Source organism: Rhodococcus sp. NPDC057014 (genome assembly GCF_042673295.1).
Taxonomy (GTDB): domain Bacteria; phylum Actinomycetota; class Actinomycetes; order Mycobacteriales; family Mycobacteriaceae; genus Rhodococcus_F.
On record NZ_JBHUSF010000235.1, the window covers coordinates 1 to 14,466 of the forward strand.

The 14,466-nt window shown below is 65.9% G+C and carries 17 protein-coding genes; 2 read left to right on the top strand and 15 right to left on the bottom strand.

All coding sequences use genetic code 11. The annotated features are described in order from the left end of the window. Positions 1–625: 625 nt before the first annotated feature. From ACFTZB_RS32555 to ACFTZB_RS32575, 5 genes are all read right to left on the bottom strand, one after another. The gene (locus ACFTZB_RS32555; protein ID WP_378437926.1) at positions 626–1,678 is read right to left on the bottom strand and encodes a DUF932 domain-containing protein; all 1,053 of its coding nucleotides are present in this window, start codon (positions 1,676–1,678) and stop codon (positions 626–628) included. A 324-nt stretch (positions 1,679–2,002) separates the two neighbouring features. Beyond that, positions 2,003–2,350, bottom strand: a complete 348-nt coding sequence (locus ACFTZB_RS32560) for a hypothetical protein (protein WP_378437928.1) — start codon at positions 2,348–2,350, stop codon at positions 2,003–2,005. 18 nt (positions 2,351–2,368) lie between these two features. Continuing rightward, positions 2,369–2,737 carry a DUF3846 domain-containing protein gene (locus ACFTZB_RS32565; RefSeq protein WP_378437930.1) on the bottom strand — a complete coding sequence of 123 codons (369 nt, stop codon included), beginning with the start codon at positions 2,735–2,737 and terminating at the stop codon, positions 2,369–2,371. A 5-nt stretch (positions 2,738–2,742) separates the two neighbouring features. Further along, positions 2,743–3,444 carry a hypothetical protein gene (locus ACFTZB_RS32570; protein WP_378437932.1) on the bottom strand — a complete coding sequence of 234 codons (702 nt, stop codon included), beginning with the start codon at positions 3,442–3,444 and terminating at the stop codon, positions 2,743–2,745. A gap of 869 nt (positions 3,445–4,313) precedes the next feature. Further along, positions 4,314–4,505: a hypothetical protein gene (locus ACFTZB_RS32575; RefSeq protein WP_378437934.1), complete on the bottom strand. Its 192-nt coding sequence runs from the start codon at positions 4,503–4,505 to the stop codon at positions 4,314–4,316. Positions 4,506–4,657: 152 nt separating this feature from the next. Between ACFTZB_RS32575 and ACFTZB_RS32580 the strand changes: the two genes are divergently transcribed. Then, the gene (locus ACFTZB_RS32580; RefSeq protein WP_378437935.1) at positions 4,658–4,906 is read left to right on the top strand and encodes a transcriptional regulator; all 249 of its coding nucleotides are present in this window, start codon (positions 4,658–4,660) and stop codon (positions 4,904–4,906) included. 478 nt (positions 4,907–5,384) lie between these two features. Here the strand turns inward: ACFTZB_RS32580 and ACFTZB_RS32585 are convergent, their stop codons facing one another. The 4 genes from ACFTZB_RS32585 to ACFTZB_RS32600 form a co-directional block, all read right to left on the bottom strand. Then, positions 5,385–5,678, bottom strand: coding sequence for a hypothetical protein (locus tag ACFTZB_RS32585; protein ID WP_378437936.1), 294 nt, complete (start codon positions 5,676–5,678; stop codon positions 5,385–5,387). Next, positions 5,675–5,971, bottom strand: a complete 297-nt coding sequence (locus ACFTZB_RS32590) for a WhiB family transcriptional regulator (protein ID WP_378437938.1) — start codon at positions 5,969–5,971, stop codon at positions 5,675–5,677. The genes ACFTZB_RS32585 and ACFTZB_RS32590 overlap by 4 nt, the downstream gene beginning before the upstream one ends. Positions 5,972–6,068: 97 nt before the next feature. Continuing rightward, complete coding sequence (locus tag ACFTZB_RS32595; protein ID WP_378437940.1) at positions 6,069–6,677, bottom strand: hypothetical protein; 609 nt, start codon at positions 6,675–6,677, stop codon at positions 6,069–6,071. A gap of 244 nt (positions 6,678–6,921) precedes the next feature. Then, on the bottom strand, positions 6,922–7,428 hold the full coding sequence (locus ACFTZB_RS32600) for a hypothetical protein (protein ID WP_378437942.1): 507 nt from the start codon (positions 7,426–7,428) through the stop codon (positions 6,922–6,924). A gap of 311 nt (positions 7,429–7,739) precedes the next feature. On the opposite strand from ACFTZB_RS32600, the gene ACFTZB_RS32605 reads away from it, so the two are divergent. Beyond that, positions 7,740–7,994 (top strand): hypothetical protein, encoded by a 255-nt coding sequence (locus ACFTZB_RS32605; RefSeq protein WP_378437944.1) that lies wholly within the window; start codon positions 7,740–7,742, stop codon positions 7,992–7,994. Here ACFTZB_RS32605 and ACFTZB_RS32610 read toward each other — a convergent pair. The 6 genes from ACFTZB_RS32610 to ACFTZB_RS32635 are packed head-to-tail and all read right to left on the bottom strand — an operon-like array spanning position 7,991 to position 14,213. After that, entirely contained in the window at positions 7,991–8,698 is a 708-nt protein-coding gene (locus ACFTZB_RS32610) for a hypothetical protein (protein WP_378437946.1), read from the bottom strand. The two genes, ACFTZB_RS32605 and ACFTZB_RS32610, sit on opposite strands and share 4 nt — an antisense overlap. Positions 8,699–8,722: 24 nt before the next feature. Next, on the bottom strand, positions 8,723–9,946 hold the full coding sequence (locus ACFTZB_RS32615) for an insoluble domain protein (RefSeq protein ID WP_378437948.1): 1,224 nt from the start codon (positions 9,944–9,946) through the stop codon (positions 8,723–8,725). 59 nt (positions 9,947–10,005) lie between these two features. Beyond that, the gene (locus ACFTZB_RS32620; RefSeq protein ID WP_378437950.1) at positions 10,006–11,400 is read right to left on the bottom strand and encodes a ParA family protein; all 1,395 of its coding nucleotides are present in this window, start codon (positions 11,398–11,400) and stop codon (positions 10,006–10,008) included. Continuing rightward, positions 11,400–11,756: a hypothetical protein gene (locus tag ACFTZB_RS32625; RefSeq protein ID WP_378437952.1), complete on the bottom strand. Its 357-nt coding sequence runs from the start codon at positions 11,754–11,756 to the stop codon at positions 11,400–11,402. The genes ACFTZB_RS32620 and ACFTZB_RS32625 overlap by 1 nt, the downstream gene beginning before the upstream one ends. Before the next feature lie 49 nt (positions 11,757–11,805). Continuing rightward, entirely contained in the window at positions 11,806–13,548 is a 1,743-nt protein-coding gene (locus tag ACFTZB_RS32630) for an FtsK/SpoIIIE domain-containing protein (protein ID WP_378437955.1), read from the bottom strand. After that, complete coding sequence (locus ACFTZB_RS32635) at positions 13,545–14,213, bottom strand: hypothetical protein (RefSeq protein WP_378437957.1); 669 nt, start codon at positions 14,211–14,213, stop codon at positions 13,545–13,547. Before ACFTZB_RS32635 ends, ACFTZB_RS32630 begins: the two co-directional genes overlap by 4 nt. Between the last annotated feature and the right edge of the window lie 253 nt (positions 14,214–14,466).

Sequence of the window (14,466 nt, forward strand, 5' to 3'; positions counted from 1 at the left end):
GCGCCGGGAGACGGGGGCGAGTCGCTACGCTCCCCGCCAGGGAGCCGCTACGCGGCTCGCAGTGGTCGGTTCCCGTTGCCGTCGACCGAGTCGCTTCGCTCCTCTGGGGTTTCCGAGATTAGGCACTCACCTGCGTATTTGATCGGTGCAGCGAAGGGCGTTCCCGACTGAGGAACGGAGCTGGGGACGCGCAGCTGAGTGCCGGACTCGTCGCCCGGTCCCCTGCCCGACCACCTTCACCGTCATGCCACAGCCTACCACGCACTTCGAGTCGCACCAACTATTGACGAATCCTCTATCGCATCCAAAATTGTTGTACAGCAACATATTTAGTAAATCTGTCGATCTATCATGTGCATATACATTGAAAATTACTGACTATCAACTGATTATCCAATCATATTGGTAAACAATAACTTTCAAAATAAGACGTCGAAACGGGCGAAACCGACACCCACACCCCGGCGCCGGCGCCGGCGCCCACACCAAACAGGTCGCCGGCACCCTCACTCCACCCCCACATCACACCGACATAACAACCAGAACACCAGTTCACAGCCCCATCACACACGCAGCGGTCCGCACCCGGGCACAAGGATGCGGACCGCCTACCCTGAGCCACGGATCAGCTCGTGAGGACCTTCTCCAGGGTGCCCACCACGGAGGCGTCGAGCTTGTCGAAGCGGCCCGAGATCGCGCCTTCCTGGTTCCGCTCGGCACGCGAAGCACCCTTCACCGGCTGCTTGTGGTGCGCCCAGGTGTTCACCGCCTGGACCACCCCGAACGCGGTTCCCTGCCAGGTGCTGGCCCGCACGTCGTGCCGGTACATCTCCACCAACTCCTCACGCACCCGGGTCGCGATCGTGCGCGCACGGCCCGCCTCCTCCGGCATCGGGTGCCAGGCGTCCAGGAACGCGAACCACTGCCGATCCGTCACCCTCGTCGACGACAGGTGCCGCAGCGTGTCGGTGAACTCGTCAGCGGTCTCCTCCACCAGGCTCAGCGCCTGCCGGGCCTGCTCGATCCGCAACCCCGAGTATCGGCTGTGCCGGATCTTCACCTGCTGACCCCGCGCCTGCCCGAGCGCGATCGCCATCGTGTTATCGCACACCGTCGCCGTCACGGTGCGCCCGTACGTCGTCGCCAAACTCCCATCCAGCGACGTCGCCGCCAACAGATTGGGCCGGTAACCGAACCCCGTGCGCCCGTCGTGCAGGGTCTCGGGAACAGAGACCTCCACCCACGCCTGCCCACCATGGCGGAGCAATCCCGCCGAGGTCACCACCAACGTGTCACCGAGGATGTTCGACACCGCCCCCAGAAGCCACTCACGGTACTGATGCGGCTCGTAACCATCGGAGAACACCTTGAACACCTGCCGGGTGTCACTGCGCGCCACAGCGACCATTCCGGGCATCTGCTGCGCCATCATCGGGCGTCCCTCCGCGTCGAGCCCGGTCATGGTCTCGATATCCGCAGGAAACTGTGCGAGCACGGGAACCTTGATCGCGTCCCAGAAGAACAACCGCTCGGCGACATCACCGACGGGAATCGCACCCGGGTAGTGGTTGGACTGCTCACCCTGCTCCTGCGCGCGGTAATGCCACGCCCGACCCCGCTCCGAGGTCATCCCGAGCAGGGTCTGCGTGTTGAGCCACGTAAGAGTTTCAGCCGACATAACGGCACCGATCCTTTTCTACTTCGGGCCCACGGGATGGTCAGTCCCGTGGGCCTCATCAACTAAGGCGAGTACGAACATAACCAACACCACCGACAAGATCAACATCCGAAACCAATTGAAATACAAGCGATTACGGTCACACTTGATCCACGAAAACGGGGAGAAGTCAAGGGCTCAGAGACGAAAAATGCCGCCCACCCATCCAGCGCCGGGGCACTGGATGGGTGGGCGTTCCGAACATGACCGTCCGGCGTCAGGTGCGATCACGCAACGGTGGCTCACCCCCTCGAGGAGAGGGTGAGCCACCGGTGCGTGATGGACTCAGCGCTTGGTGAGGGTGTACCCGAGCGAGTCCGCGAGCAGATGCATCAGATCCGTCGCAGTGGGCAGAGCGGCCCGGTCCATCCTGTCCCGGATCGCGTTGCACTCGGCCTGGTCCTCGCACATGCACTCGCTGTTGCGGGCACCGTCCTCGAGGCCGGAATCCAACCCGTACCCGTCCACCGTCACCGGATCGAGCACCCACCGATCGGTGCCGTCCCAGTCACGCATCAGATAGACCCAGACAGATTCCTCGATGTAGTGGCTGCCACTGTCGAGCGCGCGCTCTGCCTGCGACATGTACACCTGCCGAATCGGGATGCTGTTCGTGCTGGTCTCGTTCCTCATCGCGGGGTCCTTCCTCGTTCATCGGATGCCGTCGGCCGGTGGAACACGCCCGTCAGCAGGGGAATCCTTCACGTCCTCAGAAAGCCCCACAGTCGCGCCATCCCCGTCGTGGGCCGTGAACACCGCCACCCCGTAGAACGGCTGCCAGACCGCCCCGTGAGCGTGTGCAATCGTCGTTGCTATGACGTTGACCTGCGCATCGGCCAGCGTGGCGCCCTCGTCGTCGACCCACATGTCCAGGGCCGGCCCCAGTCGCACCACGTCGAACCAGCGGCACCCGATCGCCGATCGGATCGCCGCACCCGTACTTGTCGCTGCCGACAGGTCGATTACCTCAGCGCGCCCGTCCAGATCGATCCGCACCGCCGCCACCATGTGCTTGCTCATTCTGCTCAGTCCTCCGACGCGCTCTCGACGGTGAAGTCGTCGATGGTGAACTCCTCGTACGAGCCGAACCGGCTGCGCAACGCCTCCTCCACGTCGTACTTGTCGACCCGCTCCTCCGCATCGGACTCCCCCGTCGCCGAAATCGTTAGCGTCACCGACAGCGATAGGCTCACCGACACATCCACCGCGAAATCCCGGGAACGGCCCGCCAATCCGTGCTCCTCCATGAACCGGTCGAACTGCCCGCACAGGCTGTTGTCGTCCGCCCACTCCCGAGCATCCGAGGCCAGCGATTCGATCCACTTCATGTGCCCGGTCTGCGTCGTCGTGAACTCCTCGCGCAACACCCGCGTCTGACGGCGCTCCGCCAGCACCTGAACCAGCGGTCCTGCCACCCGGTTCCACCACACCGGCAGTGGACGCTGCAACGACGCCACCACCACCTGGTCCGGACGTACCCGCCCAAACCACGGCGGCGCATCCGGCGATACCGGCACCAACGCCACCGACACCCACCGCTCCACCGCAGCATCAGCGGCACGCGTTACCGACAGCGCCGCGACCTCCGTAGGGTCCGCTACCAGCCACCCCGCCGTCCACGCCGCGCCCTCGCGCACCTCGACGAACACCCCATCCACCGGGAACACCCCACCGGCAGACGGCGCACTACTCGACATGTTTCCGGCAACCGCAACATCCATGGACATGCACCACTCCAAACCCCCGGAGAACACCCCCGGGAAACGGGCAGAACGGAAGTGGTCAGCTCCCGCCCCGCACTGACTAAGGCACCAAGAACATAGCCCACTCCACCTACACCGATCAACCCGAAATCCGCACTACAACAACATAATTCGATGCAGAGTACACCCATAGAACCACCTCGAAATCAAGCGTTTCAGAGCACCAAAACGCCACCTACCCATCCCGTGCCGGGGCACGGGATGGGTTAGCTTGCGAGCCAACAAGGAGCGGGGGCACATCACGGCTCGTGTGGCACGCGCTAGCGAGGGGCTGCGCTTAACGGACGGGGGATTGATCGTGCGTGGCGTCCAGAGGGTCCTCCAGTGTGCGACTTCCCGCGTGCTGCTGCGCCACGCCCGAGTCGGAATTCGTACGGTCGACATAAGCCACGGGGTCCGTTGCCTCAACCGCGAGGCAGTCGAGGAATACATCCAGAAACGCTCCGCCTGACCACGACGGAGGTATCGGACTTCTCCCGACGCTGCCGCAACTCAACGGGGCTTCTAATTGGAAGGGTCGGGTAGCGGGTACCGGCTTCCCACTCGTCGATGTGCGGTTCGACGGCCCCGCAGGCGAGGTCGACCTCGGGGCCGAACAGCTCCGCGACGTCGAGGGCTTCGGCAGTGCGGGCCGGCCACTAGCTCGCCTCGCATCCACAACAGCTGGGTTTGAGCACGGTCCGCCCGCGGTCGATCAGGACTCGAGTTGTTCGCGGAGGCTGTCAGCCAGCCACATCTGCGCGAAGGCCACCATGCCCCAGGCCTCGAGTGCCACGACTCCGATCCTCTTCACGATGTACCCCCCACTCAGGCTGCGACCACGGACTATCTCGTCATGCGGCATTGGAGACCAGCGGGATGGGCACGGTCAGTGTGATGTCCTGCGCGGCTGCCTCGACCCGGGCCCCGCTGGCGAGTTGAACGTGCGCGTAGACCACACCGCCGGGGCCGGGAAAGTAGTCGAGAACCTCATCGATGGCGGCAAACGATGCGTTCGGATCGATCAGGTAAGCGTTGCGGTACATGGTTTCTCGTCCCTTCCGTTGACGAATGATTCTTCCCAAGAATTACAGCGTTGCGCTGTAATTTCAAGAGGGTTGCGGTCCGCATTTTCCAGCGGCTATGTCCTGATGGTGCAGGACGATCTATTACAGCGGAGAGCTGTAAGATGCGGCGCATGGACACACGCGGGCTGCTGACGACCCGGCAGGTCCTCGACCTGGTCGAGGAGCACACCGGTCGGACGATCGCACCGGGCACGTTCCGGGCCTACGTCGCTCGCGGTCAGGCTCCCGCTGCTGCCGAGAGGATCGGGCGTGAACCGCTGTGGCGGCGCCGCGACATCATGACCTGGCTGAGCAAGCGTCCCGGCACGGCTGGCCGGCCATCCTCACGCCCGGACCAGGGCACCGGCAACGCCGAATAACACCAGTACAGGACTCAGCGCGTGGTTGCCACTCGTCGTCGTGATCGTGCCCGATCGCTCCAGCTCGTGCACGACGTCACTGAGGACCGGCGCACAGTTCCCTGACCTGTACCTTCCTGACGTCGAGACATGACACTGTGCGGGACATGGGAGAGCCTCTCATCGTGCACCGACATGCGGTCACCGGAGGAACTGATTCGACGCTCCTGACACATCGTTCCCCGACTCTCTGCCGATGCCGGTCGACTAGAGCCGGGGGCAGGTTCATACGCGTTGCTGGGTTGTGGTGCGTGAACGCGAATATCCATAGCCCCCACGCCGCCCAAGCGTCACCGAGACCGTTTGCCATGCATGCAAACGAGAACGACACTCAGGGCAGCATCAGTAGTTGCAATGCAGTCGATTTCACGATTCTGGCCCACCGCATGGATCCCCCTTTCAGTTATCGAACATCGCTTAAGTCTCGCTACGCCTCGATTCAGTGCGTGGTGGTCGGCGGCAGTGCGGTGCCTCGTGCCGCGGCGAGAACGAGCGCTTCGGCGAGCACACTCGCATAGTGGTCGACGTGACCGCAGGGATTGGTCCAGGTGTCCACCCAGTAGGTGATGCCGTCCTCGTGCTGGTATGTGGGTTTCGGGATGCCGCGGCGGCCACCACAGTGCGCGCAGCTGATGGAGATCTCGACCTTGCGGGTGCACACCCGCAGGAGTCCGCTTCCCCATCCAGGTTCGGCGGTGCGGTCGCGGACGGTGACGGTGATGGTGTCGGTCATGCTGCCCGTGTCTCCTGCTGGAATCGGGTGCGGACAGCGGGGTCTTTGAAGTCGTGGCCTGCCCAGATTCCGAAGTTTTCACCGCGGGCGATCGCCTGATCGAGGCACGTTCGCGCGACCGGGCACTGGTTGCAGTGGCGGCGGGCATGTTCGACGCTCGCACGTCGCTGGGCGGTCCTACTCTCGTCCGGAAAGAAAAGATCCGGGTCGGCGTCTCGGCAGGCTGCGTAGATGCGCCACTCGTCGGGTTCGGCGGCTGCGTAGCTGCCGCGCGGGATGGGCGTGACGGTCACTGGTGTACGTCCTTTCAGTTCACGGGCTGGCGGTACAGAGGAGGTCGCTCCACCCGTTCGGAGGTGTGGATCTTCGGATGGAGGGGTGCGCGGATGGTTAGCGCATCAGGTGCCATGTCCGGTATGCCGTGCGGGCGCCGGGGATGCGGCGGACAGCCAAGCGAGTGGCGGCTGTTCCGGCGATCCGGGATGCACGGCTGCGGGCCTTCTGGGAGTTCCTGCGGGGCCTTGGCGCAGTGGCGACCCAACGCGTGCGGTCTTCGTCGAGCGAGGGGAACTGCGCTTCCGGGGACAGCGTGTACTCCAAAAATAGGACTCCTGGAATGGCTGCCACCGCGCGCGGAAACGCGTAGGGCTGGTTGGCGGGCACAGCGCGCTCTTCCGCATCGCCTTTCCGTCGGGGGCGTCGACCCTGCGCGCGGTGTTCGGGATCGAATCGGCGAAGCACAGTCGCCGCAATGATTCGGTGCGCGATCTGAGAGCGCCAATGCCCGTCGCGAATCGCGCCGACCAGGTGGCCGACGACCCAGAGCACGAATCCGACCATGGCGATGATGAGCTGGTTGAGCAGACCGGCACCGAGGGCGATACCTGCGAATGCCGAGATGACGAGCAGGCTACCTACGATTCGCGCCAGCCAGGGACCGACCGCCCGCAAGATCAGGAACACCATCGCCGCAAACGCGAGGCTCACAATGATCGACATTTCACACTCCCCTTCGCTCAGGTTCCGCCCTGTCCGAAACACAAATTACAGCGCTGCGCTGTAATTATCAAGGGCGTTTGGCGGGCACTCTCTCCTCGTTCTCGAGCACCAGCATCGCGAACCACTTCCTGCGCAGCGAAAACCCGTATGCGCACTGAACTAACCAGTCTCATGGGGTCTACCGGCGATGCTTCTAGGACAGCACTTCTTAGGCCGTGGTGGTCACGACAAAGCGATCACCCACTCAGGCGTGCTCTGCCAGTTCGGAAGCGTGAGGGTCGTCCTCGGCTACCGCCGCGCGGCCGCGACCGGCCCGCTGGTGCGCAGCATCGAGCGCAAGCCAGCCGCCGGCGGCACACAGGGACAGAACGGTGCCGATGTAGAACGTCTTCACCACAGTTTCGAGCCAGTGGGTGAAGTCGGCGAAGCCTTCTGCCGGCACAAAGATCCTCCAACCGAGAAGCACGAGCAGACCGGCCACCCAGACAACAGCTACCGCGCCCTTAGCCCTGCGGTACGTCGCGACGCTCACGAGAAGTCCTTTCGCTAGTTGATCTTCGATGCGGTGTCGATGCTGTTCGTGCGGATACGGGCTTCCCGGCGTGGAGGTGTGGCCTGCCTGGGCCTGGCCGTCGGGCCACATCTGTGCTGCGCAGCCGACGAAACGGTCGAGATACCGACTCTCACAGCCATGTTCCTGGGGAGAGCGTGTCGGAAATTGTGCATGCTCATGACGTCCTTCTTTCGTCATTCGGCGCAGTCGACGTACAGGGATAGGTAGATGCGTCGTGGTTGGTCTGCCTGGTTCCAGTCCTACGGGGCATCGACGGTGGCCGCGATGTCGACGTGGTCAGGCTGGGTCCAGTCCACGGCATGCAGGGTGTCGAAGTACTTGTTGGTGGTGTCGACGTCGGCAGGGCGAGGTCTTGCTCACTGTTCTCAATCCCGAGTTTCTGGGACCCGCGTCGGGCGTAGATCTTCCAGCCGTAGGAAGCTGTGATGTCCACGGCGAGCTGTTCTCCGCGGCCGTGGCAGCGGGCGGAGACCTCGTCAGGTCGGGGTGTGGTGATCTCGGTATCCGAGTGGGTCTCGCCCCATCCGATGACGATCCTGCCCAGGTCGGTGCTTTCGCCGGTGACGACTGATCCGCTGATCGAAGCAGTGGCCGCCGCGGCCGCGCGACCGTCGTCATTGCCGCAGGCGGTCAGGGCGGCGAGAGCGACCCCGGCCAGTGCTGCGATGGTGGCCGCAGATCGCGGCCGTGTGCAGGACACGGGCATCATTTCGGTGAAAGTCCTTTCGGGCGCGGGGCTCTAGTTGAAGACGTCGACGTACCAGCGCCCGTCGACCTTTTGGGTGGTGACGGTCTGGGTGCCGCGTTTGACTGGCTGGGCAGGCTGCATCACGGACAGATCGACGAGGTAGACCCCGTCCGACAGTTCGACGGTGCGCAGGCAGTAGTTGGTGCCGCTCGGGACCGCGTCGATGACCTTCTGCAGCTCAGGACCTGGCAACACCGATGACGTGGAGGTGGCGAGGCCGCGGGCAGCTTCCCCGTTGCGCAGGCTGTAGTACGCGTGGTTGAACGCTGCGATCACGCCCGCGCCGCTCTTCTGGTCACCGCGGTCAGCCCGGCACTCCCCGTCCGATGCGGATGTCCGTTCGGCCTGTTCGGGTTCGGGCAGGTTGAGGATGGGCAGCCCGTTCTCGTCAGCCGCTGCGGTGGCACTGGTGGTGGCCGCGGTAGACGCGGTATCACTGTCTCCGCTGCGCAGCTGGCTGACGGCTACCCCTGCTGCCACGGCGACGGCGACCGCCACGACGGCGGCCACCGTCTCCTTTCCCGGCCAGCCGCCGCGGGCCGGCGGTAGAGGCGACCGGGGTGGTGGCGGTGGTGTGCCCGGGCCGCCGAGCGCCGAAGTGCGGTCGCCCGGCGGATGGTCGACGGTGGATGTGGTGCCGAGAAGGTCGATCACGGCCGGATGCCGCGGCGTCGATCGGCCGAGGGTCGGCTTCTTCATGGTGCGCACCCGCCTTCTTCAGTGTCAGTTCGCGGCCGGAATGCCGCGGCCGATGGCGCCCGACAGGAGGGTTCCGGCCAAGCCGGGCGTGGCGTCGGTGAAGAACGTGTTCAGGGCACCATCGACCTGCTCGATGATCTGCTCGCCGCCGGGCTGGGCAGCGACGAAATCGCGGGCCTGCTGGTCGATCGCGGGCGCAGCCTCGACGGTGTCCTGTACGACGTCGGCGGCGGCCTGACCGACCGGGCCGGAGTTCTCCCAGTCGGCGAGCACGGTCTCGGTCTGGGCGGTCACAGCTTCGGAGTCGATATCCGGTACCTCGATCTCGCGTGGTTCACCCTTGTCGCCGGCAGCGATCGGGGTCACCGCCGCGATGGCAACCGCGCCGCCGACGACCGCTCCGGCCGCAGCGACGGGGATACCCACCGCAGCACCGAGTCCGGCACCCGCGGCGGTGCCGACAATTCCGGCGGGTACCCAACCGAGTCCGGGAAGGAAGACGTTGCCTGCGGTCATTCCGGCGAGGCCGCCGATGGTGCCACCGACCAGGGCCCCCGCGGTGGCTGCCGCCCCGCCTGCGGCGGTGGCGCCGAGCGCTGCCCCGGCGGCACCGGCACCGACCTGTGCGGCGGCGATCCGGTCGGCCCGAGACGTTTCCACACCGATCGACCGCCAACCCGTCGAAACCCCGGCCTGGACCACGGAGAGGGTGTTGTTGGTGCGGTCCCGGTCGCCGTCGCTGATCCAGTTCGGCTGTTTGATGTGGATTTCGCCGATGCGCAGGGTGTCGCGCGGGGCAATGAATGGTTGCGTCGGCTCCACCGGGGTCGGTAGGTGCAGCTGGTCGAACTGCACCGGCTCGATCGAGTAGTCTGCCGGCTCGACATAGGCATTGGTGTCGTAGTCGTAGTTGGGGAGCGGCTGGTATTCGACGTTCTGGTACTCAGCGGGCGGGGTGACCCAGTACACCGGTTCCGATGGGGTCTCGGGCACGTAGGCGGGCTCGGGTGCTGGTGTGGGGGCGGTGGTTGCGCTGGGGGTGTCGGCGCCGGTGACACCTTCCTGGGTGCTGTCCCCGGTGACACCCCCCTGGATCGGGTCGGCGAACGCGGACGGGGACAGGGCGATGGCGGATGCCAGGGCGGCGGTGATGACTGCGAGCGCGGTGGCGGCCTGTGTGGCGTTCTGACAGCGGTGCCGGCCTCGGGCGCGGCGGGCGGCGCGGTTGCCGCCGGTGATGTTGCTCATGGTGTGCCTTTCGTGAGGTCGCCAGATGCGAATCGAAGGTGGGGTGGGTGATGGCTGAGTCAGTCGCCGGTGATCGTCTTGACGGCCTCTTCGGCCAGTCGGGTCAGCGCGGCTCGGGTGTGGGGTTGAAGCCGGGACAGTGCGATGCGTTCTCCGGAGGCGAACAGCGGCTCGAACGGCATGCGCGCCACGAGAGGCACACCCAGGTCCCGGAGGGCTTCGACGGTGTCGTGTTCGACCATCGGGGCGTCCCCGGGGCCGGCGGTGATGACAACGATCGTGCGCGCGAGAACATCGGTGGCGGTCGACGCCAGTTCGGTGATCATTTCTTCTGCTGCGTCGGCGGCGTCCCAGCGCAAGGGAACGGGGACGACGACGACGTCCGCTGTCGCCACTGCCCAGTGCCAGCTTCCCGCGAGGGGGTTGTTGCCGGTGTCGGCGACGAGGATGTCGCGGTGCTGGGCCACGATCGCGGCCAGATGCGCCGCATGGTTTTCGTCCAGAATGTTCGTCGCGTCGCCGCGGCGTCCCGCGATGATGTCCTCACCCGACGGTTGACGGGTCAGGTGCTGCGAGAGCACCGAGGGTCGGATGGTGACATCAGGGTCGGGATGTGCTGCCAGCAAGGTGGGGATGTCGTTGCCCGGCGACGGACGGACGGCGACCCGCTTGGCGAGACTGCCGCCGACCTCGCCGAGATCCGCGCACACCACGGTGCTGCCGCCGCGCAGGTCCGCCAAGGTCTGGGTGAAAGCCACGGCGAGCGGTGTCTTGCCGACTCCGCCTTTCGGGTTGGCGACGGTGATCACCGAGAAATCGGGCAGCGCCCGGGTGATCACCGATTCGGCGGCCCGCAGCCGCATCTCCGGTGACTGCGCTTTCGGGGCGAGACTCAACCCGAGCATGGCGTTGAGTCGACCTCGCACTCCCAGTCGGGCAGGCTCACCGGTCCCGGGAGCGATCTCGGGGGCGGCCAGCCCCGATACCGGCCTCCGCGGCCGGGTGGGGGGTGTGCGGCGGTGTCCATCTGCGCGCTCGATGGATACGGCTGCCCGTGCGGGTGTCGGCTCGGTCGCCGGCCGCCGCACGGCAACCGTGGGCTCATTGCCCTCGTCCTGGATCCGCACGACGGGAGTGCCGCCTGCCGGGCGGCGCTGGGACTGTTCTGCTTTGGCCGCCCCGTATTCCTGCGGCGGTGCCTGCTCCGGGGCGGGGCGGATGGTCTGGTCGGGGTCGACCTCGAGCCGCATCGGCGCGGTGTCGGCGCCGCTGACCGCGACGGTGATTGTCTGGCCGCTGCTTCGTGCTTCGGCGTGGGCCTGGGCGAACACCGCGGTCATCAGGTCTTGCTCGGTGTCGCCTCGCAGGTCGAGCGTCGCGGCCTGCGACGGCACATACGCGGTAGCGTGGCGTCCTCCGTCGTCGATGGCGACGGTCATCTGCGGGGCGGACATCACAGACTCCCGGTGCCCGAGGTGGTGCCGTCGAGCTGGGCGAGCATTTCGGTGATCAGCTCGTCGAGGCTGGTGAGCTGATCGAGTGCCTCGGTCTTGACCTCGCCGTCGGGAAGGGCGCCGACCAGGTCGCGTCGATGACCGATCGCGGTGAGGAGCTCGTCGAGACGGCTGCGGGAGACGGTCTTGCTTTCGGTGTCCAGGGCGGCCAGCCATCCGGGTGTGGCAGCCCGCAGTGCTTCTCGGAACGCGCGAACGACGGGGTCGGAGTTGCCCTTGTTGACGAATGGGCGGTGCATGGCCTCGATGTCCTCGGGCTCGAGGATCACTGCTCGTTCGATCTGCCGGACTGCCATCGTGGGACCTTTCTGTTGCGCCTGGTGGTGGTTGTGGACGGTGCGGAAATCAGGCGTCTGTGGTGAGTTCCGGTGTCGCGAGCGCGACCGTGTCGAGGCCGCTGTACTCGACGAACAGCACCTCAGGGCGGCGTCCGGCGCTCTCGACGGCGATGCCGACGATGACCTTGCCTTCGTCGGTGACGGTGCCGTCGGCGGTGCGCTCGACTTCGCGGGCGATCTCGATGGAGGCGACCAGCCCGGTCAGGTCCGGGTCCTCGAGTCCGACGACGATGTGCATGCCCTCCGCGAGGGAGCGGGCAGGGATCGCATCCGCGATGGTGTCAGCCGCACTCGGTGTGCGGATGCTGCTCGAGATCGCGACGGGCTCACGCACGTCGTTGGCCATCGCGGCGATCAGCGCTTGTTCTTCGGCGATGAACTCGGGCAGCTCGGCGGAGAAGCAGAACACCGGGGTGTCCACCTCGGGCCGGATACTGTCGATGGCGCGCAGTTCTTGTTCGACCATGTCGGCGCGCACTGCGGGGTGATCGTCGACGCTGGGGGTGAACCAGACTTGTGCGAGTGCCGGGTCACCGGAGGGGTCGGTGACGGTGGCGCGGCCGGCGATGGCGGCATCGATGTCGCGGCCGACGTTGGTGTCCCCCCACATCATGTAGGCGCCGTCGCTACTGAGGCGGGCCAACGAGGCGCGGGTCTTGAAGTTGTCGCGCACTCCACCGGAGTCGCGTCCGAACAGGTGCGCGTCGGGACGCTGGACGCCGACGGCGAGGCGGATGCCCGTCGAGCGAGCCAGCGCGACCAGTTCGCCGATCCGCCCGAGTGGATTGCAGAACTTGAGAACTTCCTTTTCCTGGTCGGTTCCGCTCTTGGCCATCTGAGTCCACGACGCGGACAGGATGAAGAACTCGTCGAGCACGGCTACCAGCAGCGGCATATTCGCGGGTGCAATGCGTTGGATCTGCATGTACTTGGTGCGTGCGTGCATCTCGCACCACAGTGCGTAGATTAGTTTCGCCGCGCGTAGTGGCTCGAACACGATCGCCGGAACCCCGGGGTAGCCGAGGAATTGGTGCAGCTCGATGCGTTTGGGGTCGACACCGATCACTGGCACACCGCGGAGGACCAGTTCGGTGATGACCGTGGTCAGCAGGACCGTCTTGCCGCCGCCGGTCGGTCCGACCACCAGCATGTGCGGTGCCGACGAGCGATGAGAGACGTTCCAGAACGCATCCACCACGTCGGAGCCGATCTCGCATGAGGCGTACGGGACGTGCAGGCGTTGTCCCGGCTTGTTCGGATGCCGACTCGGCCACGCGATCTGTTGACGCCCGATGCCGTGCTTGTCGAGGCTGGGTGTGGGTAGCTCCGCCGCCGATGTCGGCAACGAGTGCAGAATCATTTCTTCGAGTGGCTTTCGGAGCGCGAGGGTGATGAGCGGTTGCTCCGGGGCCCAATCCACTCGCCACAGCTGCCCTGATTCGTGGGTGCCGAGGGCGGCGAGCAGAGCCTCAGTGAGCTTGTCCCGGTTGGCTTCCATGCCGGTGGCCAGGGTGGGTTTGTAGTGGATGCGGTAGGAGGCTTCGGTTCCGTCGTAGGCGTAGGAGTCGACCGACACCGTCACGTCCTGCAGCGCCTTGCCATCGGAGAACAGCTCGGCGAGCATGCGGTGACGTGCGCTGCGGGTGTCCGGGAGCACCGGTCGGCGGGTGATCGTGATGGTGCTCTTGTCGGCCCGGAAGGCGGTGACGTACTTCCAGTCGGTGACTATGGGTCCGAGGAATCGGCTCATCGCTCCGCCTTCGGCGTCGAGGGTGTCAGGCTGTCGGGTCCCGGTTCGCCCGCCGGAGCGCTGTGGATCTGCGCCGGCGTCTTCTGCTGCAGAAATCGCAGGGACCGGGTGGGGGCGAGGGCCGGCAGCGCCGCGCGCAGGCGGTGCCACAGCGGCAATCCGACGATCAACGCATTGACGGCCGAATTCAGACGCTCCTGTCGGTTCGCATCGACGACCGCTCCCTGCGGCAGGCGGATTGCCGCCCACGCGGTGCTGTGCCACCCGGTACGCACACTGAGCCTGATCCGCACCGGAATGTGGCCGGTGGTCTGCCGCACCACCGCGGACAGGATTCGCCGCTGCCGGTGCCGCATGAACCGAATCAGGTCCCCGGCACCGACGAGGGCAACGGCGACGACGAGCCTGGGCCGAAAGTCGATGAGCCACTGCGCCCAGAGCGGCGCGCGCGGCCACAGCTCGGTGACCTGAGCGGACTCCACCAGGGTCGGCGCCCACCACACGGCGATGGCGGCGACCAGGACAACGAGCACCCACGGGGTGAACCGCGCTGCTCTTTGCTCCCCCGACTGCTCGGACCGCCTGCGTCCGCCGGCGGCCGACGAGGTACCGGAAGGACCGAACACATCCCGGAAGAACTCGCCCACAGGGTCATTCGACGGCATCGCGGAAACCCCTTCTCGGTCGGACATCTGCCTGGTGCTGATGCGCACACAGTGAATCCGCTCGCCGGAGGATTCACCAAGGACCCCCGCACGCGCTCGGGCGTGTCGACCCGCCCGCCGCCCCTGCGAGTGCGCCCCAGGCCGCCGTGAGTCGAACCACGGTGAGATCTCCAAAATTGCTCTGCCAAGTGGTGTTTGGACCACTGTTCGCCGAAGCAGGTCCGGGGCGCTATTTTCAACTTCGCCTCCCCTG